We start from the raw sequence: 23,880 nt of genomic DNA on the forward strand, positions 1-23,880 counted from the left end.
GGCGACTTCAGGGCGTACATCATCCCCCCACTCCCCCCACTCCCCCCACTCCCCCACGGAATGGATACACATGGCACGGCAGCACCACAGACCGCGTCCCACCCGCAAGCGCGCCCTGATCGGCGGCCTCGGCGCCGCCGCCCTCACCATCGGCGCGATCACGGCCGGGACGATGCTCTCCTCCGCCTCGGCGTCCGCAGAGTGGCCCACCCCCGGTGACGACAAGCCGGTCAGCGAGACGCAGAAGATCTCCGGGGTCGTCGACGGCAAGATGCTGCGCTACGTCGGCGAGGGCGAACTCGGCGACGGCGGCCAGGACGAGGGCCAGCCCGCGATGTTCGAGCTGGCCGACGGCGCCACGCTGAAGAACGTCGTCATCGGCTCCCCCGCCGCCGACGGCATCCACTGCGAGGGCAGTTGCACCCTGCAGAACGTCTGGTGGGAGGACGTCGGCGAGGACGCCGCCACCTTCCTGGGCGGCGCCGACGCCACGTACACCGTCAAGGGCGGCGGCGCACGCAAGGCCGACGACAAGGTCTTCCAGCACAACGGCGGCGGCACGCTCACCATCCGCGACTTCGCCGTGCAGGACTTCGGCAAGCTCTACCGCTCGTGCGGCAACTGCTCCAAGCAGCAGAAGCGCGCGGTCGTGGTGGACGGCGTGGAGGTGACCGCTCCGGGCAAGTCGCTGGTCGGCGTCAACGAGAACTTCGGGGACACCGCGAAGCTCAGCAACATCACGATCATCGGCGACGCGAAGAAGAAGATCGGCCCCTGCGTCCGCTTCAAGGGCAACGACACCGGTGAGGAGCCCGAGGAGACCGGCTCCGGCCCGGACGCCAAGACCTGCCTCTACAAGGAGTCCGACATCACCTACAAGTAGGCGCGTCCGCGGGCGTCGAACGGTTCACCGCGCGCCGCGCCCGCCCCCTCCCCGGGGGCGGGCGCGGCGCGCCGGTTCCGCCCCCTGATGCGCACTTGCCGGGGTCCCCTCCCCACGAGACCCTGGCGCCTGCCGCATCGGGGAGGGCCGGGGAGGGATCGTCCATGGCGCACAGGAGGAGCACCAGGAGGAGCAGAGGCCGCCGCCGGACGGCCGGGGCGCTGGCCGCCGCCGCGGTGGTGCTGGGCGCGGGCGGGGCGCTGCCCGCCCAGGCCGCGGGCGCGGGGGCGCGCCACACCTACATCGTGACGCTGCAACGGGGAGCGGGGGCGCCGTCGGCGTCGTCCGCGCGGGGCAAGGGCATCGTGGAGAAGTACGGGGCGAGGGTGCGCCGTACGTACAGCAGCGCGCTGAACGGCTTCGCCGTGCGGGCGGACGAGGCGCAGGCGAGGCGGCTCGCGGCGGACCCGGCCGTCGCCTCGGTCACCCGCGACGCCGAGGTGTCGCTGCGCGCCGCCGCCGATACCGCCGCCCCCAGCGCCACCCAGGCGTATCCGCCGTCGTGGGGTCTGGACCGGGTCGACCAGCCCACCGGGGCGCTGGACGGGTCGTACACGGCACCGGCCGGCGGCGGGCGCGGGACGACGATCTACGTCATCGACTCCGGGGTGCGCACCAGCCACCGGGACTTCGGCGGCCGGGCCCGCTCCGGCTGGGACTTCGTGGACGACGACCCGGTCGCGCAGGACGGCGACGGCCACGGCACCCATGTGGCCGCGACCGCCGCGGGCACGCAGTACGGGGTGGCGAAGCGGGCGGACATCGTCGCCGTACGGGTGCTGGACGACCGGGGCGAGGGCACCAGCGCCGAGGTGCTGGCCGGTCTGGACTGGGTGCTGAAGCACGCCCGGAAGCCGGCGGTGGTCAACCTGAGCCTGGGGGCGGCGGTCGCGGGGCCGGTCCCGGAGTGGGACGCGGGCGTACGCGCCGGGATACGCGCCGGTCTCACCTTCACCGTCGCTGCGGGCAACGCGGACCGGCCGGCGGGCTCCTTCTCGCCGGGCCGGGTGGAGCAGGCGATCACGGTGGGCGCGACGGACCGGGCCGACCGCCGCTCGCCGTTCTCCAACTGGGGCCCGGCAGTTGACCTGTTCGCGCCCGGCGACCGGATCGTCTCGGCCTCCAACGCGAGCGATACGGCGGCCGCGACGCTGTCGGGGACGTCGATGGCGGCGCCCCACGTCGCGGGCGCGGCGGCGCTCTACCTCGCCGCCCACCCCGCGGCGAGCCCGGCCCGGGTGAGCGCGGCGCTGCTGGCCGAGTCGTCCAAGGGCGCGGTACGGAACGCCGGGCGCGGTTCGCCGAACCGCCTGCTGCGCATCGGAGACTGACAGACCATCTGACAACCATAGATTGCGGTCATATCATCGGCCCCGCACGGATACGCGCGGGGCCGAACCATGCACCCCGCGTTACGAACCGGTAGTTAACGGGAACCCGGATTGTCTCCGGGTGTCCGATGGGAAGGCTTCCCGAACGCGCCCCCATGGCCGACCTCATCCGCCCACCAGAGTGAACGCGGACAGGAGCTGTCATGCCCGCAACCCATCGTCCGGCGGTAAAGCCTATACAAAGGACAGAAGCCGCCGCCGACCATCAAGCGCCCTCTGCTCATCAGCCCGCAACGCCGTCAGGTGATCCTATGATCGGTCGTATTCCCCTTCTGGATATCCGTCCGCTGATCGACTGCGGCCGCCGCCCCGCCAAGGCAGTCGTGGGTGAGACCTTCGAGGTCAGCGCCACCGTCTTCCGGGAGGGCCACGACGCGGTCAGCGCCAATGTCGTCCTCCGCGACCCGGCCGGACGGTCGGGGCCCTGGACACCCTTGCGCGAACTCGCCCCCGGCACCGACCGCTGGGGCGCCGAGGTCACCCCCACCTCGCCCGGCCGCTGGTCGTACACGGTCGAAGCGTGGAGCGACCCCGTCGCCACCTGGCGCCATCACGCCCGCATCAAGATCCCGGCCGGGATCGACACCGACCTGGTGCTGGAGGAAGGTGCCCGGCTGCACGAGAGAGCCGCGGCCGGAGTGCCCAAGAACGACGGCCGGGAGGCGGTGCTGGGCGCCGTCGACGCGCTGCGCGACGAGCGCCGCCCGGTCGCCGACCGGCTCGCCGCCACCCTCGCCCCCGACGTCACCGCCGCCCTCGACCGCCATCCGCTGCGCGAACTGGTCACCGCGTCGCGCCCGATGCCGCTCCAGGTCGAGCGGGAGCGCGCGCTGTTCGGCTCCTGGTACGAGCTGTTCCCGCGCTCCGAGGGCGCCAAGGTGGAGGAGGGCCGGCGGCCGGTCAGCGGAACGCTGCGCACCGCCGCCGAGCGGCTGCCCGCCGTCGCCGCCGCCGGGTTCGACGTCGTCTATCTGCCGCCCATCCACCCCATCGGCACCGCCTACCGCAAGGGCCCCAACAACACCCTCTCCGCCGGCCCCTTCGACGTCGGCTCCCCCTGGGCGATCGGCTCACCGGACGGCGGCCACGACGCGATCCACCCCGACCTCGGCACCCTGGAGGACTTCGACCACTTCGTGGCCCGGGCGCGCGAGCTGCGCATGGAGGTGGCGCTCGACTTCGCGCTCCAGTGCTCCCCCGACCACCCCTGGGTCACCGAGCACCCCGAGTGGTTCCACCGGCGCGCGGACGGGACGATCGCGTACGCCGAGAACCCGCCCAAGAAGTACCAGGACATCTACCCCATCGCCTTCGACGCCGACTTCCCCGGCCTCGTCCGCGAGACCGAGCGGCTGCTGCGGTTCTGGATGTCCCACGGCGTGCGGATCTTCCGGGTCGACAATCCGCACACCAAGCCCGTGGTCTTCTGGGAGAAGGTGATCGGGGACATCAACCGCACCGACCCCGACGTCATCTTCCTCGCCGAGGCCTTCACCCGGCCCGCGATGATGAACACCCTCGGCATGATCGGCTTCCAGCAGTCGTACACGTACTTCACCTGGCGCAACGGCAAGCAGGAGCTGACCGACTACCTCACCGAGCTGTCCGGGGACGCGGCCGCCTGGATGCGGCCCAACTTCTTCGTCAACACCCCCGACATCCTCCACGCCTACCTCCAGGACGGCGGCCGCCCGGCCTTCGCGGTACGGGCCGTCCTCGCCGCCACCCTCTCCCCCACCTGGGGTGTCTACGCGGGCTACGAGCTGTGCGAGAACACCCCGCTGCGCGCCGGCAGCGAGGAGTACCTGGACTCGGAGAAGTACCAGCTGCGCCCGCGCGACTGGGCGGCCGCGGAGCGTTCGGACACGACGCTCACCCCGCTCCTCACCCGGCTCAACCGGCTGCGCCGGCGGCACCCCGCCCTGCGCCGGCTGCGCAACCTGCGATTCCACCACGCCGACAACGACTCCGTCATCGCCTACTCCAAGCGCACGGGCGACTCGTGCGTGCTCACCGTCGTCAACCTGGACCCCCACCACACCCAGGAGGCGACGGTCTCGTTGAACATGCCGGAACTCGGCCTCGACTGGCACGAGTCCGTCCCGGTGCGCGACGAGCTCACCGGCGAGACCTATCACTGGGGCAGGGACAACTACGTGCGCCTGGAGCCGGGCCGTGACATGGCTCCCGCGCACGTGCTCTCCCTGCGACCGTCCTCACCGATCGGAGGGTCACCCACAACATGATCGTCAACGAGCCCGTACCGGACAAGTTCGAAGACACCCCGGCCAAGGACCGCGACCCCGACTGGTTCAAACGCGCCGTCTTCTACGAGGTCCTGGTCCGCTCCTTCCAGGACAGCAACGGCGACGGCATCGGCGACCTCAAGGGACTCACGGCCAAACTCGACTACCTCCAGTGGCTCGGCGTCGACTGCCTCTGGCTGCCGCCCTTCTTCGCCTCCCCGCTGCGCGACGGCGGCTACGACGTGTCGGACTACACGGCCGTGCTGCCGGAGTTCGGGGATCTCGCCGACTTCGTCGAGTTCGTGGACGCCGCGCACCAGCGCGGCATGCGCGTCATCATCGACTTTGTCATGAACCACACCAGCGATCAGCATCCGTGGTTCCAGGAGTCCCGCAGCGATCCGGACGGACCGTACGGCGACTACTACGTCTGGGCCGACGACGACAAGCAGTACCAGGACGCCCGCATCATCTTCGTCGACACCGAGACGTCCAACTGGACCTTTGATCCAGTACGCAAGCAGTACTACTGGCACCGCTTCTTCTCGCACCAGCCGGACCTCAACTTCGAGAACCCGGCCGTCCAGGAAGAGGTACTGGCCGCCCTGCGCTTCTGGCTGGACCTCGGCATCGACGGATTCCGGCTCGACGCCGTGCCGTATCTGTACGCGGAGGAGGGCACCAACTGCGAGAACCTCCCCCGCACCCATGAACTCCTCAAGCGGGTCCGCGCCGAGATCGACGCCCACTACCCCGACACCGTACTGCTGGCCGAGGCCAACCAGTGGCCCGAGGACGTCGTCGACTACTTCGGCGACTACGAGGCGGGCGGCGACGAATGCCACATGGCCTTCCACTTCCCGGTCATGCCGCGCATCTTCATGGCGGTGCGCCGCGAATCCCGCTACCCGGTCTCGGAAATCCTCGCCAAGACCCCCGCGATCCCGTCCGGCTGCCAGTGGGGCATCTTCCTGCGCAACCACGACGAGCTGACGCTGGAGATGGTCACCGACGAAGAGCGCGACTACATGTACGCGGAGTACGCCAAGGATCCGCGGATGCGCGCCAACATCGGCATCCGGCGCAGGCTCGCCCCCCTGCTGGACAACGACCGCAACCAGATCGAGCTGTTCACCGCGCTGCTGCTGTCACTGCCCGGCTCGCCGATCCTCTACTACGGCGACGAGATCGGCATGGGCGACAACATCTGGCTCGGCGACCGCGACGCCGTGCGCACCCCGATGCAGTGGACCCCCGACCGCAACGCGGGCTTCTCCTCCTGCGACCCGGGGCGGCTCTTCCTGCCCACGATCATGGACCCGGTCTACGGCTACCAGGTGGCCAACGTCGAGGCGTCCATGAGCAGCCCCTCGTCGCTGCTCCACTGGACCCGTCGGATGATCGAGATCCGCAAGCAGAACCCCGCCTTCGGACTGGGCTCCTTCACCGAGCTGCCCTCCTCCAACCCCGCCGTCCTCGCCTTCCTGCGCGAGGCCCCGCGGACCCGGGACGGGGAGGACGACCTGGTGCTGTGCGTGCACAACTTCTCGCGCTTCGCCCAGCCGACCGAACTGGACCTCCAGTCCTTCGCGGGCCGCCACCCGGTCGAGCTGATCGGGGGCGTCCGCTTCCCCGCGATCGGCGAACTCCCCTACCTGCTCACCATGGCGGGCCACGGCTTCTACTGGTTCCGCCTACGCCCAGCCGACCCCACCCCCCACCGCCCCCCGCTGTAACGGGCACCCGGCGCACTGTCCCCGACCCCGCCCCGGACTCCGCTCTGCGGACCGCGCCGCCGGTCCGGAACCCGGCCGCACCGTGGCCCCGCGGCCCCCGGGACCGGGCGGGCGCCCGGGGCTGCTGGCTGCGCCCCGAGCGGGGCGAGGCGAGGGCCCGGGCAGAGCCCAAGCCCGGACCCCGGGGCGAAGCCTCGAGCCGGAGTGCGGGACCAAGACCAAACCGGCGCCCCGGGCGCAGCCCCGAGGGGTGCGGGGCGGCCCCGGTGGGGCCCCGGGCCGAGCCCCGAGGCGGGGCGCGGGACGGAGCCCCGGTGGGGACCCGGAGCGCAACCCAAGCCGCGGCCCGGGACGCGGCCCCGAGGTGGGGGCGATGCCAAGCCAGGACCGGCGCCCCAGGCGCAGCCCCGAGCCCGGGCCCCGAGGCGCAGCCTCAACCCGGGGGCCGTGGCCGAGCCCGAGCTGGGGCCCGGCGGCGCAGCCCCGAAGGGGCGCGGGACGGTTCCGGTGGGGGCCCGGGGCTCAGACCTAAGCCGAGGCCCGGGGCGCAGCCCCAAGCCGGGGGCCGGGGCCAAGCCCGGGCCGGGGTCCGGGCTGGGGCCCGGGGCCGGGGTGCGGGGCGGAGCCCCGAAGAGGGGCCGGGGCTGTGCCCCGGGGGCGGGGTGGGGAAAAGGCTTCCGCTCCGGTCGGCTGGGGCGTTTTCGTCAGGGCTTCATGGGCACTCTGACTACGTACCGCCACCGGCGGAGCCGATCGCGTACTCCGTACTCGCCGTACGGACGATCCTCGCCCGACACGTCCCGCACCGTCGCACAGTCAACGCCGCAATCCGGGACACTTTGCCCTGATCTGTCGTGTGCCCGGGGAAAGGACGCGACGCCATGCCGGAAGCTTCATTCTCCCGGGGGGCACACCACCCGCCGACCGTCGCACCGTCAGCCGACCCTGCGTCACCCGCCGCCACGGGCCCGGCCGGGCTGCTCGGGTCGCTCGCGCCGCTGCTCGCCGAGTGGCTGCCCCGGCAGCGCTGGTTCGCGGGCAAGGGCCGCCCCGTCACCGGCTTCACCCTCGTCTCGGCGACCGAGATACTGCCCTGCCCGCCGGGCGGGGCGGCCCCCGGGTTACTCCATCTGCTCATCCGCGCCCAGCAGCCGGAACCGTCCGGCCACCGGCACGGCTTCGGCTGCGGCCACCGCCGTGGCGCGGCCGCCAGCGACTGCTACCAGATGCTGCTCGGCGTCCGCTCGGCCCTGCCGCCCTCGCTCGCCCCCGCGCTCATCGGTCACCCCAGCGGCGGGCCGCTGGACGGCCGCACCGTGTACGAGGCGCTGGCCGACCCCCGGCTCGCCTCGCTGCTGCTGGAGCGGCTGCGGGTCCCCGGCCTCCTGGGCCCGCTGCGCTTCGTACGGGAGCCCTCCAGCTCGATCCCGTCCGTCCTGCCGCCCCGGCTGATGACGGCCGAGCAGTCCAACTCCTCGGTGGTGTACGGCGATACGTTCATCCTCAAGCTCTTCCGGCGGGTCAGCCCCGGCACCAACCCCGACCTCGAACTCCCCCTCGCCCTCGCCCGCACCGGCTGCACCCGGGTGCCCGCCCCCGCGGCCTGGTTCGAGGCGGCCCCGCCGCCGGAGGGGCCGGGCCCGCGCCCGGAGCCGTTCACGCTCGGCGTCCTGCAGCCCTACCTCGCCGGGTCCACCGACGGCTGGCAGCTGGCCCTCGACGCCCTGTCCGTGCAGGCCGAGTTCGCCGACGCCGCGCACGCCCTCGGCCAGGCGACGGCCGAGGTGCACCTCGCGATGGCCCGTGCGCTCCCCGCCTCCGTGCTGCGCCGTCCGCAGATCGAACACCTCGCGGCCGCCATGAGCGAACGGCTCGATTCGGCCGCCGCCGCGGTGCCCGCGCTCCAGCCGTACCGGGGCGCGCTGCACGCCGCGTACGAGGACGTCGCCGCCCTCGGCCGCACCGGGCGCACCTGGGCGGCCCAGCGCATCCACGGCGATCTGCACCTGGGGCAGGCCCTGCTGACGGCGGAGCGGCAGTGGTCGCTGATCGACTTCGAGGGCGAGCCGTCCCGCCCGCTGGCCGAGCGCCGCCGCCCGCAGCCACCGGTCCGCGACATCGCCGGAATGCTCCGCTCCTTCGACTACGCGGCGGCCGTGGGCGGCCCTCACACCCCGCGGGACTGGGCAGGCCGCATGCGTGCCGCCTACTGCGCGGGGTACGCGGAGGCCTCCGGTTCGGATCCGCGCGACGAGCCGGAGCTGCTGCGCGCCCATGAGACCGACAAGGCGGTGTACGAGGTTCTCTACGAGGCCCGCCACCGCCCCGACTGGCTGCCGGTCCCGATGGCCGCGATCCGCCGGCTGGCCGCCGCCGCCCGCTGAGGCCGGACACCTCCGGCACACCCCCGACACGCCCGACACCACCTCCGACACCCCCGGGAGGACCACCCCGTGACCGCACGACCGCCGTCCAGCCAGCACCCGTCCGACGAGGGCCCGGGCCGGGGCCCGGCGGTCCCGCCCACCTTCCGCTCCGGCCCCACGACCCGCCCGGCCGCCGCCCCGGACGTCGAGGCCGGGCTGCGCGAGGACGCGTCCCCGCGCCGGGACCCGGCCTCGCCGGAGTCCGCGGGCATCAAGCCCACCTCGCGGCCGTCGTACGGCGCGCCGCCCGAGCCGCGGGCGCCTCGGGCGGCAGCGGCGGCGGACGCCCCGGAGGACGGACCCGGCACGCAACGACCGACCGCGCCGCAGACCGCGCCGTACGACGACCACGGGGTGCGGGCCGCGCCCGCGCTCGGGGGCGAGGACCGGCAGCGGCTGCTCACCGGTTCGCATCACGACCCGCACGCGCTGCTGGGGGCGCACCCGGTGCGCGGCGGGGTGCTGTTCCGGGCGCTGCGCCCGTACGCGCGGGCCGTCACCGTCGTCGCCGCCGGGCTGCGGGCGCGGCTGCGCGCGGAAGGGGACGGGCTGTTCTCGGGGGTGCTGCCACTGACGTCCGTACCCGACTACCAGCTGCTCGTGACGTACGACGACGCCGAAGTGCGGGCCGGCGACCCGTACCGCTTCCTGCCCGCCCTCGGCGAACTCGATCTGCACCTCATCGGCGAGGGCCGCCACGAGGAGCTGTGGCGGGCGCTCGGCGCGCGGCCGATGACGCACCACGGGGTGACCGGGACGCGGTTCACCGTGTGGGCGCCGAACGCGCGCGGCGTCCGGGTCACCGGGGACTTCTGCCACTGGGACGGCACCGGTTTCCCGATGCGCTCGCTCGGCTCCAGCGGCGTATGGGAGCTGTTCGTGCCGGGGGTCGGCGAGGGCGCGCTGTACAAGTTCGAGATCACCCGGCCCGACGGCAGCCGCACGCTGCGCGCGGACCCGATGGCGCGGCGCACCGAGTGCCCGCCCGCGACGGCCTCGGTCGTGCACGCCTCGCACCACCGCTGGGGCGACGGCGACTGGATGGCGCGGCGGGACGGCGGGCGGGTGCACGAGCTGCCGTTCTCGGTGTACGAGCTGCACCTCGCGTCGTGGCGGCCCGGGCTGACGTACCGGCAGCTGGCCGAGCAGCTGCCCGCGTACGTGAAGGACCTCGGATTCACCCACGTCGAGCTGATGCCGGTGGCCGAGCACCCCTTCGGCGGCTCCTGGGGCTACCAGGTGACCGGCTTCTACGCGCCCACGGCCCGCCTCGGCACGCCGGACGACTTCAAGTACCTGGTCGACGCGCTGCACCGGGCGGGGATCGGGGTGCTGGTGGACTGGGTGCCCGCGCACTTCCCCCGGGACGCGTGGGCGCTGGCGGAGTTCGACGGCCGGCCGCTGTACGAGCCGTCCGACCCGCTGCGGGCCGCGCACCCGGACTGGGGCACCCTCGAATTCGACTACGGCCGCACGGAGGTCCGTAACTTCCTGGTGGCGAACGCGGTCTACTGGTGCGAGGAGTTCCACATCGACGGCCTGCGCGTCGACGCCGTCGCGTCCATGCTCTACCTCGACTACTCCCGCGAGCCCGGCCAGTGGACGCCCAACGCGCACGGCGGCCGGGAGAACCTGGACGCGGTGGCGTTCCTCCAGGAGATGAACGCGACGGTCTACCGCCGCTGCCCGGGCGTCGTGACCATCGCCGAGGAGTCCACCGCCTGGGACGGCGTCACCCGGGCCACCCACCATGTGGGGCCGAGCGGCTTCGGCGGGCTCGGCTTCGGGCTGAAGTGGAACATGGGGTGGATGCACGATTCGCTGGGCTATCTGGCGCATGAGCCGGTGCACCGGAAGTACCACCACCATGAGATGACCTTCTCGATGGTGTACGCGTACAGCGAGAACTACGTCCTCCCCATCTCGCACGACGAGGTGGTGCACGGCAAGCGGGCGCTGGTGAGCAAGATGCCGGGCGACTGGTGGCAGCGGCGCGCGACCCACCGGGCGTACCTCGGCTTCATGTGGGCGCATCCGGGCAAGCAACTCCTCTTCATGGGGCAGGAGTTCGCCCAGGGGGCGGAGTGGTCGGAGCGGCACGGCCCCGACTGGTGGCTGCTGGACCCCTCGTACTCCGCCGAACCCGACCACCGGGGGGTGCGCGACCTGGTCCGCGACCTCAACCAGGTGTACGCGGCGACGCCCCCGCTGTGGCAGCGGGACACGGTGCCGGAGGGGTTCGCGTGGGTGGAGGGGGACGGACACGAGGACAACGTGTTCGCCTTCCTCCGCTACGACGCGGACGGCTCCCCGCTGCTGGCCGTCAGCAACTTCTCGCCGGTGGTGCGGCAGGCGTACCGGGTGGGCGTGCCGGACACGGTCCCGCTGTGGCGGGAGGTGCTGAACACCGACGACGAGCGGTACGGCGGAAGCGGCGTCCTCAATCCGGAACCGCTGAAGGCCGAGCCGACGGCCGCCCACGGCCACCCGGCCAGCCTGCTGCCGACCCTGCCGCCGCTGGCCACGATCTGGCTGCGCCCGGCCTGAGACCCGCGCGCACCGGGGTTCGTTCAAAAGGTTGACGAGTGACGTGGACACGCCTAAAGAGGGGTGTGAGAGCGCTCTCACACCCCCTTCAGGAGGTCCGTCCATGCGCCCCCGCAGACACAGATCCGCCCTCAGAGCGGCCTTGGCCGCCTGCGCCGCCACCGCCGTCGCCCTCCTCGGCGCCACGTCCTCACGGGCCGACGTGCCGCCCACGCCCACCGGCTGGAACCTCCAGTGGAGCGATGACTTCAAGGGCGCGGCGAACACCCTCCCCTCCGCCGCCAACTGGCAGATCGACACCGGCCACAACTACCCCGGCGGCCCCGGCAACTGGGGCACCGGAGAGATCCAGAGCTACACCGGCTCCACCAGCAACCTCAGCCTCGACGGCAGCGGCAACCTCCGCATCACCCCGCTCCGCGACGGCGCGGGCAACTGGACCTCGGCCCGCATCGAGACCAAGCGCGCCGACTTCAAGGCCCCGGCCGGCGGCGTGCTGCGCATGGAGGGCCGGATCCAGATGCCGAACGTCACGGGCGACGCCGCCCTCGGCTACTGGCCCGCCTTCTGGGCGCTCGGCAGCCCGTACCGGGGCAACTACCAGAACTGGCCGGGCATCGGTGAGTTCGACATCATGGAGAACGTCAACGGGCTCAACTCCGTGTGGGGGACCCTGCACTGCGGCGTCAGCCCGAACGGTCCCTGCCGGGAGACCTCCGGCCTCGGCGCCAACCGCGCGTGCCCCGGGTCCACCTGCCAGTCCGCGTTCCACACGTACCGCTTCGAATGGGACCGCTCGACCACGCCCAACCAGCTCCGCTGGTACGTCGACGGCACCCAGTTCCACAGCGTCGGCCAGGACCAGGTCGACGCCGCCACCTGGTCGAACATGACCGACCACGCGGGCTACTTCATCCTCCTCAACGTGGCGATCGGCGGCGGCTTCCCCGACGGGGTCAAGGGCTCGCCGACCCCCACCGCGGCCACCGTCCCCGGGCACCCCATGCTCGTCGACTACGTGGCGGTCTGGACCCGGGGCGGAGGCGGCGGGACCGACCCCGGCGGCTCCGCCACCCTCTACCCGGGCCAGGGCGGCGCCCTCGGCGGGGCCTCGACGTCCGCGAGCGCCACGACCCTGGCCTCGGCGGGCGGCGCCAACCACGACGGGACGCCGTACCAGCCGCAGACCTTCACCTCCTCCGGCATCACCCGGACCTACAACGGCGGCTCGACGGCGTTCGACCTGTTCGTGGACGCGGGCACGACCGTGGCCAACGGGCAGCAGGCGCGGATCTCCTACGACCTCACCGGAGACGGCACCTGGGACCGCACCGAGACCTATCAGTACTTCGCCACCGATCCGGCCCCGGGCTACGAGCACTACACGCAGTCCCGCGGCCTGAAATCCGCCACCGGCACGCTGGGCGACCTGAGGGGCGGCAAGGTCCGGGTCGAGGTGTGGAACGCCATCGGCAACGGCACCAGCACCCTGGGCACCGGCAACCAGTCCACCGTCCGCATCCCCTTCGACTGACCGGGGATCGCTGCGGCGGATCGGGGTCGCTGCGGCTGATCAGGACTCGCCGGGCGCGGGCTCGCCCAGCCCGGCGAGTCCGGCCCGCACCCGGTCCGCGTCCGGGTGGCCGAGGGCGTCGAAGCGGCTCAGCGCCGCGCACCAGCTGGCGCGCGCCCCGGCCACGTCCCCGGCGGTCCGCTGGGCGTCGCCCAGCCGGTGCAGCGACTCGGCCTCCCGCACCCGCTCGTCCAGGCCGCGCCGCAGCTCGACCGCGCGCCGGTAGCAGGTGATGGCCTGCTGGTGGTCGCCGAGGTGGTGGTGGGCGTACCCGAGGCTGTCCCAGGCGGCCGACTCCCCGCGCCCGTCGCCCGCCTCCCGCAGGAGGGCGAGCGCCTTGGCGCAGTGCACGAGGGTCTGCTGGAAGTCGCCCAGCACGGCGTACGCCCAGCCCAGGTTGTTGAGGGCGTACGCCTCGCCCTTGCGGTGCCCGGCCGCCTGGTACAGCTCCAGCGACCGCCGGGCGTGGTACAGCAGTTCCTCGTCGCGGCCCTGGCGCTCGGCCGTCATGTTGAGCGCGACGTGGATGCGGGCCTGGCCGATGGGGTTGGCGGTCTCGCCGTGCAGGTCGAGCGAGCGCAGCAGATGGCCGCGGGCCCGCTCGTACCGCCCCATCCGGAAATCGGCGAGGCCCAGCCCGTGGCAGGCGTAGGCCTGCCCGGCCGGATCGGCGACGCGACGGGCGGCGTCCAGGGCGACGCGGTGGACGGTGTGCTGGTCGTGCCAGTGGCCGAGCTGGTCCAGGAACTCCATCAGCGTCCAGGCCAGTTGCCAGGCGTGGGTCTCGAACCCGGCGTCCGCGGCCCGCTGGAGGGCCGCGATCAGCACCGCGTGTTCGTGGGTGAACCAGGTGAGGGCCTGGGCGTGTGCGGTGAACGTCTCGACGGTGACACCGGAGCGCGCCGGGGCGAGCGCGATCGGCTCCCGGTGCGGGGTGAAGGCGCGTCCGGCGGCGAAGGCGGAGTGCAGATAGTGGTCCAGCACCCGGTGCAGCGCGGCCCGGCGGTCGTCGGCCGGGTCGTACTCCTGGGTCAGCTCCGTGGCGTACGCGCGCAGCAGGTCGTGGAACGCGTACCGGCCCGGGCTGCGCTCGGCGATCAGATGGGCCCGGGTGAGCCTGCCCAGCAGCCTGCGGGCCTGGGGGACGTCCACCCCGGCGAGGGAGGCCGCGGCGGGGGCGGCGATGTACGGCCCTGGGTGCACGCCGAGCAGCCGGAACAGCCGGGCGGCGTCGTCGCCGAGGGTGTGGTACGACCACGAGAACACGGCCCGGACGTCGGTGGTGGCGTCCCCGCCCTCGAACGCGTCGAGGCTGCCGCGGGCGTCGTGCAGCTCATCGGCGAGCGCCGCGATCTGGAAGCGGGGGTGGGTGGCGGCGCGGGCGGCCACGATGGCCAGCGCCAGCGGCAGCCCCGCGCACACCGTGACCACGTCCTCCACGGCCTGCGGTTCGGCGGCGGCGCGCTCGGCGCCGATGCGGCCGATGAGCAGGTCGCGCGCCTCGGCGCGGCCGAGCAGATCCAGCGGCAGCGGCCTGGCCTGTTCCGCGACGACCAGGCCGGTGAGTTCGTTACGGCTGGTCAGCACCACCAGGCAGCCGGGCGAGCCGGGCAGCAGCGGGCGCACCTGCCCGGCGTCGCGGGCGTTGTCGAGCAGGATCAGCACCCGCCGGTCGGCCAGCAGGCTGCGGTAGAGGGCGGTCTGCGCCTCCACGGTGGCGGGGATGCGGTGCGCGGGCACCTGGAAGGCGTCGAGGAAGCCGCGGACCGCCTCGGCCACGGTCATCGCCGAGCCGGTGGGGCCGAAGCCGCGCAGGTTGACGTAGAGCTGCCCGTCGGGGAAACGGTCGCGGACCCGGTGCGCCCAGTGCACCGCGAGGGTGGTCTTGCCGAGGCCGCCGCTGCCCGCGATCACCCCGATGACGGCGGCGGTGGACGCCCGGCCGGGGTTTCGCAGCAGGGCGTCCAGACTCGCGAGTTCGCGCTCGCGTCCGGTGAAGTGGGCGACGTCGGGGGGCAGTTGCTGGGGCACGGCGGCAGCACCGGCGAGGGGGGTGGCGGCCGTGTCGTCGGTGTCCCCGGGCGCGTCGGCCACCTCGGGCGCCGGGTGGGGCTCGGATGAGGCGCCGGACGGGGCCTCGGGCCGGGTGTCGGGCCGGGTGTCGAGTGCCTGCCGGTGCAGCCGTTGCAGCTCCTCCCCCGGTTCGATGCCCAGCTCCTCGGCGTACCGCTGCCGGGTGGCGCGGAACAGCGCGAGGGCGTCGGCCCGCCGCCCGGACCGGCGCAGCGCCTCCATCAGCAGGGCCACCGAGCGCTCGCGCAGCGGGTGCTCGGCGACCAGCGCGGACAGCCGCACGACGGCCTCGTGGTGGCGCCCGGCCCGTACGTCGATCGCGGCGCACTCCTCCATCGCGGCCCGCCGCTCCTCCTCGAGACCGGCCCCGACGGTGTCGGACAGCCAGCCGCCCGCCACATCGGCGAGCGCGGGCCCGCGCCACAACCGCAGCGCACCGCGCAGCAGTTCGGCGGCCCGCTCGTCGTGCGCGGCACGTGCCTCGCGCACCAGGTCCCGGAAGCGGTGCAGATCGACGGCCGTGCGCGGGGCGGTGAGGCAGTAGCCCTTGGCGGAGGTGGCCAGTTCGGTTTCGGGCAGGGCGGCGAGGATGCGGCGCAGCTTGGATATCTGGACCTGTACGGCGTTGCGCGCCGAGCCCGGCGGGTCCTCGCCCCATATGGCCATGACCAGCCGGTCGACGGAGACCACCCGGCCCGGTTCCATCAGCAGCATCGCCAGCACGGAACGCTGCTGCGCGGCGGTGGGGCCCAGGAGCTGATCGTCCCGCCATACCCCCACGGGCCCCAAGAGGCGTAACCCGGTCCCGTCCACGCGCTGCCCCCGTCGGTACCAGAGATTCATAAGTGACAGTCCCGCAGCCTACCGACAGGGCCAGGTCAGCGAGGCATCAGCCGAATATCAGCGCTTCGTAGGACGCTGGGCGTCATGACCACGGCCGGAGGCACTCGCCGCAGGCCCCGGATAGGGGACCTCGTCTACGACATCGAGCGCGAGGCCGTCGGCCGCGTGGCGTACATCGACACCGGTGGCAACATCGCGTGGATCAAGCCGCGGCACGGCGGCCCCGAATGGACCGCGCTCCCCGAACAGCTGCGCCCGGTGGCCGACGGAGAGGGCTGACCGCCCTTCCTCCCCCTGTGCCGGTGCCTCGTGTTCTGCCACGGGGGGAGGACACGGGGCACCACTTGCTCGGCGCGGCCGCGTGACACGACTGCCGAACCATCCCGATGTGCCGGAACACGACCGCGGCCCTGCCCCGATTCAGGAGGGCAGGGCCGCTCAGGGCGTGGGGTGTCAGGCAGGCACGTGTTCCTTGGCCGTGTCACCGTCACGCTGCTCGGGGAGCGCCTTGGTGTCGGCGCCGTCGGAGTCCTCGACGGCCGGGCCGTGGCCGCCGCCGTTGGCCGCGAAGGCCGCGGCGTCGAACGGGAGGCGTCCGGAGAGGACTTCGTTCATCCGGTCCTTGTCGATCTCCTTGGTCCAGGTGCCGACCAGGACGGTCGCGACCGCGTTGCCCGCGAAGTTGGTGAGGGCGCGGGCCTCGCTCATGAAGCGGTCCACGCCCACGACCAGGCCGACGCCGCCGACCAGGTCGGGACGGTGCGACTGCAGACCGCCCGCGAGGGTCGCCATACCGGCGCCGGTGACACCGGCCGCGCCCTTGGAGGCGACGATCATGAAGACCAGCAGGGATATCTGCTCGCCGATCGCGAGCGGCTTGCCCATGGCGTCGGCGATGAACAGCGACGTCATGGTCAGGTAGATCGCGGTGCCGTCCAGGTTGAAGGAGTAGCCGGTCGGCACGGTGATGCCGACGACGGGACGGCTGACGCCCGCGTGCTCCATCTTGGCGATCAGCAGCGGCAGCGCCGACTCCGAGGAGGACGTCGACAGGATCAGCAGGAACTCCCGCGCCAGGTACTTCAGCAGCAGGAACAGGTTCACGCCGGCCACCAGGCGCAGGATCGTGCCGAGGACGACGATCACGAAGAGGAGGCAGGTGGTGTAGAAGCCGATCATGATGACGGCGAGCGCCTTGAGCGCGTCCAGACCGGTCGCGCCGACCACCGCCGCCATCGCGCCGAAGGCGCCCACCGGGGCCAGCCACATGACCATCGACAGCAGCTTGAAGACGAGCTGCTGTATGTGGCCTATGCCGCGCAGCACCGGCTCACCGGACTTGCCCATGGCCTGCAGGCCGAAGCCCACGAGGAGGGCGACGAACAGGGTCTGCAGCACCTGCTCCGAGGTGAACGCGGAGACGAGCGTGGTGGGGATGATGCTCAGCAGGAACCCGGACAGGCCCTCGCTGGTGCTGCTGTCGACCTGGTCCTGACCGGCCTTCGCCACTTCCTGGCTGAAGTGCAGCCCGCTGCCGGGCTCCAGGATGTTGCCGACGATCAGACCGATGCCGAGCGCGACGGTCGACATCACCATGAAGTAGCCGAGGGCGAGACCGCCGACCTTGCCGACCTTGGCGGCCTTCCGCACCGATCCGACGCCGAGCACGATCGTGCAGAAGATGATCGGCGAGATCAGCATCTTGATCAGGTTCACGAAGCCGTCGCCGATGGGCTTCAGCTCGACAGCCGTGTCGGGGGCGACGAAGCCCACGAGGATCCCCAGCGCCACCGCGCCGATCACGGCGAGGTAGAGGTAGTGGATCTTTTCCTTCTTCTTCGCCTTCGGCCGCTCCGGCTCTGTGCGTCCCGATGCGGGCGGCGTGATCTCCGCAGCCACGGTGCTGCCTCCTTCTCTTCGGCCGTCCAACTGTCCCGGCGCTGTACCGTGTGCGGCTCGCACACCGCCTTGAACGGTTCCGGCGACTATGCACCACGCCTGTGACGGGGGTCACCCTTCCGTTCATTTCGTTCACACAAAGATTCGTGTGCAGACTGATGGACATGCGCATCCCCCACCCGCGGAGCCTGGCCGGCCAGCTCTTCGCGATGCAGGTCGTGCTCGTTGCCGCCCTGGTGGCGGGATGCGCCGTCTTCGCGTACATCACCGACCGCAACCAGGCCACGTCCGCCGCGCGCAGTCAGGCCACGGCCGCCGCCGCCGCGGTCGCCGACTCCCCCTCGGTGGCCGGGGCCGTACGGTCCGGCGACCCCAGCGCCCGGCTCCAGCCGTACGCGGAGAAGGTGCGCCGGGACACTGGCGTCACCTTCGTGACCATCATGAACCCGCGTGGCATCCGTTGGACACACCCCGATCCGGACAGGATCGGGGAGCGCTACCTCGGCCACATCGAGCCCGCGCTGCGCGGCCGGATCTTCCCCGAGACCTACACCGGCACCCTCGGCTCGTCGGTGCGGGTGGTCGCGCCGGTGCGCGACCAGAAGGCCGGGGGCCGGATCACCGCGCTGGTCAGCGCCGGGATCACGGTGGAGACCATCAGCGCCCAGGTGCGGCGCCAGCTGCTGGCCCTGCTCGGCGTCGCGGCGGGCGCGCTCGCCGTCGGGGGCCTGTGCGCGTACGTCATCAACGCCCGGCTGCGCCGCCACACCCACGGCATGAACGCCACCGAGCTGAGCCGGATGCACGACTACCACGAGGCGGCGCTGCACGCGGTGCGCGAGGGGCTGCTGATGCTGGACGGGCAGCGGCGGATCGCGCTCATCAACGACGGCGGCCGGGAGCTGCTCGGGCTGCCCGACGACGTGGTCGGCGCCTACGTGTCCGAGCTGGGCCTGCCCAGCCCGCTCACCGGCGCCCTGCTGGCCACCGAGCCGCGCGTGGACGAGCTGCACCTCACCGCGGAGCGGGTCGTGGTGGTCAACACCTCCCCGGTGAGCAGCGGCGAACAGCGCGGCACGGTCGTCACGCTGCGCGACCACACCGAGCTGCAGGCGCTCTCCGGTGAGCTGGACTCCGTACGCGGCTTCGCCGAGGCGCTGCGCTCCCAGGCCCATGAGGCCGCCAATCGGCTGCACGCCGTCGTCTCGCTGATCGAGCTGGGCCGGGAGGACGAGGCGGTCGAGTTCGCCACGGCCGAGCTGGAGCTGGCCCAAGCGCTCACCGACCAGGTGGTGGCGGCCGTCGCCGAACCCGTGCTGGCGGCGCTGCTGCTGGGCAAGGCGGCCCAGGCCAGCGAGCGCGGCGTCGAACTCGTCCTCACCCCCGACAGCCGCATCGACGACGGGCTGCTGCCGCCCGGTCTGGCCGCCCGCGACCTGGTGACCATCGTCGGCAACCTCGTCGACAACGCGATCGACGCCGCCACCGAGGGCGTCGGCAGCGGCGCCGCCCGCAGCGCCCGCGTCACGGTCACCGTCCGCGCGGACGACGGCGAGCTGACCCTGCGCATCGCGGACACCGGCGCCGGTCTGGACCCGGCGGCGACCGAGGACGCCTTCCGCCGCGGCTGGTCCACCAAGGCGGCGGGCCGCGGCCTGGGGCTGGCCCTGGTCCAGCAGGCCGTACGCCGCAACGCGGGCACCGTGGACGTGGCCGGGGCGCCCGGCTCCGGCGCCGAGTTCACCGTCCGGCTGCCGCTCGCCACCGCGGCCGCCGCGCCGTGAAACCGCGCGGGACGGTCGCCGGTGGCCATCCCCGGCGGATTCACCGGGCCCCAGCCCTGGCCACTCTTCATTACGCTCCGTAAATTGGGGCCCCGAGCTTTCCGCCTCCCCCCTGACGTGTCCGTCCCCGAGAGGAATCCCGATCCATGAGCCCGCCGCAGGCGAACTCGGCGACGCCGACCCCGGAGCCGATCCGGGTGCTGGTCGTCGAGGACGATCCCGTCGCGGCGGACGCGCACCGGATGTACGTCGAGCGCGTCCCCGGTTTCGCCGTCGTCGGCACCGCGCGCACGGGGGGTGACGCCCAGCGGCTGCTGGAGCGGACACCCGCCGACCTCATCCTGCTCGACCTCTACCTGCCCGACGGGCACGGTCTGCAGCTGGTGCGGGCGCTGCGGGCGGCCGGGCACGCGGCGGACGTCATCGCCGTCACCTCGGCCCGGGACCTCGCCGTGGTCCGGGACGGGGTCTCGCTCGGGGTCGTCCAGTACGTGCTGAAACCGTTCACCTTCTCCACGCTCCGCGACCGGCTCCAGCGGTACGCCGAGTTCCGGTCGACCGCGGGCGAGGCCAGCGGGCAGGCCGAGGTGGACCGGGCGCTGGCCGCCCTGCGCGCACCGCAGCCCGCCTCGATGCCCAAGGGGCTCACCCAGGCCACCCTGCAGGCGGTCACCGAGGCGCTGCGCGGCGCCGAGGACGGCGTCTCGGCGGCGGCGACGGCGGAGGCGGTGGGGATCTCACGGATCACCGCGCGCCGCTATCTGGAGCACCTGGTGGATGCCGGCCGCGCCGCCCGTACCCCGCATTACGGGCAGATAGGGCGCCCGGAGCTGGTCTACCGCTGGCTCAGCGAACACTGAGCGAGTGCTGAGCGGGCACCGAGCGGTCTCCCTCGGCCACCATTAGGAAAGTTTCCTATCCGACGTCTTGTCGTGGCCATGGCCGCTCGCTAGCGTTCAGCCGCACCCCTCCCCGACCCCCAGGAGGACGCCACATGCGCATACTCCCGCGCCACCACAGACGCACCCTGGCCGCCGCGGCCACCGGACTGGCCGCCGTGATCGCCACGGGCGCGGCCGCCACCGCCCAGGCCACGCCCCCGTCGCCGCACACGGCGGCCGCCGCCACCGGCCAGACCGGCCCGTACCTCTACCTCGGCTGGGGCAGTCCGCCCAAGGCCACGGACGTGATGTCGGCGACCGGCACGAAGCAGTTCACGATGGCGTTCATGCTCTCCGACGGCGGCTGCGCCCCCAAGTGGGACGGCTCCCGCGCCCTCACCGGCGGCACCGACCAGTCGACCATCAACGCCATCCGCGCTGCCGGTGGCGAGGTCACGGTCTCCTTCGGCGGCTGGAGCGGCAACAAGCTCGGCGAGAAGTGCTCGTCCGCCTCCGCGCTCGCCACCGCGTACCAGAAGGTCATCGACGCGTACCGGCTCAAGGCGATCGACATCGACATCGAGTCGACCGAGTTCGAGAACGCGACGGTCCGGCAGCGGGTGATCGACGCGCTGAAGACCGTCAAGCAGAAGAACAGCGGCATCAAGGTCTACGTCACCTTCGGCACCACCACGACCGGGCCCGACGCCAACGGCACGGACCTGGTCAAGCGCGGCGCCACGGCCGGGGTCGACGTGGACGGCTGGACGGTCATGCCGTTCGACTTCGGGCAGGGCTCCGTCGACATGGCGGCGGCCACCAAGTCGGCGGTCGACGGCCTGAAGAACACCGTCGCGAGCGCCTACGGCCTCTCCTCGGACGCCGCCTACCGCAAGGTCGGCTTCTCCTCGATGAACGGCAAGACGGACGTCGCGGGCGAGACGGTGACCCTGGCCAACTTCACGTCGATGATCTCGTACGCCCAGAGCCACCACCTGGCCCGGGTCAGCTTCTGGTCCCTCAACCGCGACCGCAAGTGCGGCTCCGGCACGGACGGGGACGCGTGCAGCGGCATCAACCAGGGCACGTACGACTTCACCAAGGCGCTCGCGGGCTACACCGGCTGAACTCCTCTTCCCGCGCCGTGCGTTCGAGCGCCCGGCACGCCAACCATATCCCCGTGTACGGGGATTGACCTTGCGTTGAAGGCGACCTTACGGTCGGCCCGCAGCCCACAGAGGCCAGCAAGGAGGTCGTGCCGTGCGCCCCGCACCCGCCACACTGATCCTCACCGCCGCCGCTCTCGTCGCCACCGCAGGGCTCACCGCCTGCGGTGGCGGCTCGGGCAGCGACCCGGACACCGTCAAGGTCGCGTACAACCGCAGCACCGACAACAAGATCCGCTTCAAGGACCACCACCTCGCCGCGGTGAAGAAGCAGTTCGAGAAGGCGAACCCCGGCAAGAAGGTCAAGCTGATCCCGATCCAGGCGCAGGACAACGACTACGCCACCAAGGTCCAGCAGATGATGCGGTCCCCGAAGACCGCCCCCGACCTGGTCTACGAGGACACCTTCCGGATCAACGCGGACATCAAGGCGGGCTATCTGCGGCCGCTGGACGACTATCTGGCCAAGTGGAAGAGCTGGGACCAGTTCGTCGACACGGCGAAGACGGCGGCCAGGGCCGAGGACGGCAAGACGTACGGCGTCCCCGACGGCACCGACACCCGCGGGCTGTGGTTCAACAAGGAGATCTTCGCCAAGGCCGGGCTGCCCGCCGACTGGGCGCCGAAGAACTGGGACGACATCCTCACCGCCGCGCGCGCCATCAAGAAGAAGGTCCCCGGCGTCACCCCGCTCAACGTGTACACCGGCAAGGCCCCGGGCGAGACCTCCGTGATGCAGGGCTTCGAGATGCTGTTGTACGGGACCGGCGGCGCGGGCGACGAACCGCTCTACAACCCGAAGACCAAGAAGTGGGTCACCGGCGGCCAGGGCTTCCGGGACTCCCTGGCGTTTATGAAGACGGTGTACGACGAGAAGCTCGGCCCCGACATCTCCGACGCCCTCGACCCCAACGTCGGCACCACCGTCTACAGCGAATGGCTCCCCGAGGGCAAGCTCGCCATCGCCCTCGACGGCTCCTGGCTCGGCCAGAACTGGCTGAAGACCGGCGGCAAGCCCTGGCCCGAATGGTCGAAGACCCTCGGCCAGGCGCCGATGCCGACGCAAGCCGGGCAGGCGCCCGGCAAGGTCAGCATGTCCGGCGGCTGGACCTGGGCGATCAGCGCCAAGTCCAAGAACCCCGATCTGGCCTGGAAGTTCATCGAGCGGTTCCAGACCAAGGAGAACGCGGTCCGGTGGGACATCGTCAACGCCCAGATCGCCGTCCGCGAGGACGTCGCGAAGGACCCCGAATACCTCTCCTCCATGCCCGGCATCCGCTTCTTCACCGGCCTGGTGAAGAACACCCACTACCGCCCGGCGCTCCCCGTCTATCCGCAGGTCTCCTCGGCCATCGGCGAGGCCATGGAGGCGGCGACCACGGGTGACGCCTCACCGAGCGAGGCGGCGAAGCGTTACGACGAGCAGCTGAAGTCCGTCACCGACGGCGCCGTGGGCCGATGACCACCGTGGCCAAAGCCTCCGCTGCGGTCTCCCCCGTACGCCGCCGGGGCCGCCCGCTGCGCTGGCTCCCCCTCGCCCCCGCCACCGTCCTGCTGCTGCTCTTCCTCGGCGGGCCGATCGCCTACTGCTGCTACATCGCGTTCACCGACATGCAGCTGACCGGCACCTCCACCACGGAGTTCACCGGCCTCGCCAACTTCCGCCGCGCCTTCGGGGACGGCGACTTCCGCAACGCGGTCGTCCTCACCCTCGTCTTCACGGTCGTCTCCTCCCTCCTCGGCCAGAACACCCTGGGCCTGGCCCTGGCCACCCTGATGCGGCGGGCCTCCAAGCCGGTGCGCACGCTGATCGGGTCGGTCGTGGTCGCGGCCTGGGTCCTCCCCGAGATCGTCGCGGGCTTCCTGCTGTACGCGTTCTTCCGCCGCGAGGGCACGCTCAACGCCGTCCTGGACGGGCTGGGCCTGCCGTCCCAGAACTGGCTGTACACCCTGCCCATCCTCGCCGTGTCGTTCGCCAACGTCTGGCGCGGCACGGCGTTCTCGATGCTCGTCTACTCCGCCGCCCTGTCGGAGATCCCCCAGGAGATCACCGAGGCGGCGGAGGTCGACGGCGCGGGCGGCCTCCGCCGCTTCTGGCACGTCACCCTGCCGATGATCCGCCGCTCCATCGGCACCAATCTGATGCTGAACACGTTGCAGACGCTGTCGGTGTTCGGCCTCATCTGGGCCATGACCCGCGGCGGCCCCGGCAACCGCAGCCAGACGCTGCCGGTGTTCATGTACGACCAGGCGTTCAACAAGTCCCTGATCGGCTACGGCACGGCGGTGGCGCTGTTGCTGCTGCTGGTGGGGGCGGCGTTCTCGGTGGTGTATCTGCGGTTGATGCGGGAGGAAGTCTGACGTCCGACGTC

Annotated in this window: 15 protein-coding genes; 13 read left to right on the plus strand and 2 right to left on the minus strand. The window is 72.3% G+C overall.

What is annotated here, in order from left to right; genetic code table 11:
• Positions 1-70 precede the first annotated feature (70 nt).
• The 7 genes from ABZ562_RS15000 (at position 71) to ABZ562_RS15030 (ending at position 12,823) form a co-directional block, all read left to right on the plus strand.
• Complete coding sequence (locus tag ABZ562_RS15000) at positions 71-883, plus strand: pectate lyase (protein WP_361478385.1); 813 nt, start codon at positions 71-73, stop codon at positions 881-883.
• Positions 884-1,047: 164 nt separating this feature from the next.
• Positions 1,048-2,274 carry a S8 family peptidase gene (locus ABZ562_RS15005; protein ID WP_361478387.1) on the plus strand — a complete coding sequence of 409 codons (1,227 nt, stop codon included), beginning with the start codon at positions 1,048-1,050 and terminating at the stop codon, positions 2,272-2,274.
• Positions 2,275-2,585: 311 nt separating this feature from the next.
• Positions 2,586-4,580: an alpha-1,4-glucan--maltose-1-phosphate maltosyltransferase gene (locus tag ABZ562_RS15010; RefSeq protein ID WP_361478390.1), complete on the plus strand. Its 1,995-nt coding sequence runs from the start codon at positions 2,586-2,588 to the stop codon at positions 4,578-4,580.
• Complete coding sequence (treS, locus tag ABZ562_RS15015; protein ID WP_361478393.1) at positions 4,577-6,316, plus strand: maltose alpha-D-glucosyltransferase; 1,740 nt, start codon at positions 4,577-4,579, stop codon at positions 6,314-6,316. Before ABZ562_RS15010 ends, treS begins: the two co-directional genes overlap by 4 nt.
• An 881-nt stretch (positions 6,317-7,197) precedes the next feature.
• A complete protein-coding gene (locus tag ABZ562_RS15020) occupies positions 7,198-8,700 on the plus strand; it encodes a maltokinase (protein WP_361478396.1) in 1,503 nt (500 codons plus the stop codon).
• 396 nt (positions 8,701-9,096) lie between these two features.
• Entirely contained in the window at positions 9,097-11,289 is a 2,193-nt protein-coding gene (gene glgB / locus ABZ562_RS15025; protein WP_361478497.1) for a 1,4-alpha-glucan branching enzyme, read from the plus strand.
• Positions 11,290-11,392: 103 nt separating this feature from the next.
• The gene (locus tag ABZ562_RS15030) at positions 11,393-12,823 is read left to right on the plus strand and encodes a glycoside hydrolase family 16 protein (protein ID WP_361478399.1); all 1,431 of its coding nucleotides are present in this window, start codon (positions 11,393-11,395) and stop codon (positions 12,821-12,823) included.
• A gap of 39 nt (positions 12,824-12,862) precedes the next feature.
• Here ABZ562_RS15030 and ABZ562_RS15035 read toward each other — a convergent pair whose 3' ends face one another.
• Entirely contained in the window at positions 12,863-15,715 is a 2,853-nt protein-coding gene (locus tag ABZ562_RS15035; RefSeq protein ID WP_361478402.1) for a BTAD domain-containing putative transcriptional regulator, read from the minus strand.
• Between the two features lie 147 nt (positions 15,716-15,862).
• Here ABZ562_RS15035 and ABZ562_RS15040 point away from each other — a divergent pair, with 147 nt between their 5' ends.
• The gene (locus ABZ562_RS15040; protein ID WP_361478405.1) at positions 15,863-16,057 is read left to right on the plus strand and encodes a hypothetical protein; all 195 of its coding nucleotides are present in this window, start codon (positions 15,863-15,865) and stop codon (positions 16,055-16,057) included.
• Between the two features lie 174 nt (positions 16,058-16,231).
• Here the strand turns inward: ABZ562_RS15040 and ABZ562_RS15045 are convergent, their stop codons facing one another.
• Positions 16,232-17,677: a cation:dicarboxylase symporter family transporter gene (locus ABZ562_RS15045; protein ID WP_361478408.1), complete on the minus strand. Its 1,446-nt coding sequence runs from the start codon at positions 17,675-17,677 to the stop codon at positions 16,232-16,234.
• 164 nt (positions 17,678-17,841) lie between these two features.
• On the opposite strand from ABZ562_RS15045, the gene ABZ562_RS15050 reads away from it, so the two are divergent.
• The 5 genes from ABZ562_RS15050 (at position 17,842) to ABZ562_RS15070 (ending at position 23,869) form a co-directional block, all read left to right on the plus strand.
• A complete protein-coding gene (locus ABZ562_RS15050) occupies positions 17,842-19,461 on the plus strand; it encodes a sensor histidine kinase (RefSeq protein WP_361478411.1) in 1,620 nt (539 codons plus the stop codon).
• Positions 19,462-19,607: 146 nt separating this feature from the next.
• Positions 19,608-20,321, plus strand: a complete 714-nt coding sequence (locus tag ABZ562_RS15055; protein ID WP_361478414.1) for a response regulator — start codon at positions 19,608-19,610, stop codon at positions 20,319-20,321.
• A 134-nt stretch (positions 20,322-20,455) separates the two neighbouring features.
• On the plus strand, positions 20,456-21,469 hold the full coding sequence (locus tag ABZ562_RS15060) for a chitinase (protein ID WP_361478417.1): 1,014 nt from the start codon (positions 20,456-20,458) through the stop codon (positions 21,467-21,469).
• Positions 21,470-21,602: 133 nt separating this feature from the next.
• A complete protein-coding gene (locus ABZ562_RS15065; protein ID WP_361478420.1) occupies positions 21,603-22,970 on the plus strand; it encodes an ABC transporter substrate-binding protein in 1,368 nt (455 codons plus the stop codon).
• Complete coding sequence (locus tag ABZ562_RS15070) at positions 22,967-23,869, plus strand: sugar ABC transporter permease (RefSeq protein ID WP_361478423.1); 903 nt, start codon at positions 22,967-22,969, stop codon at positions 23,867-23,869. Before ABZ562_RS15065 ends, ABZ562_RS15070 begins: the two co-directional genes overlap by 4 nt.
• The last annotated feature ends 11 nt before the right edge of the window (positions 23,870-23,880 follow it).

Origin of the sequence: Streptomyces sp. NPDC019937 (assembly GCF_040631655.1) — a bacterium.
Lineage (GTDB): Bacteria > Actinomycetota > Actinomycetes > Streptomycetales > Streptomycetaceae > Streptomyces.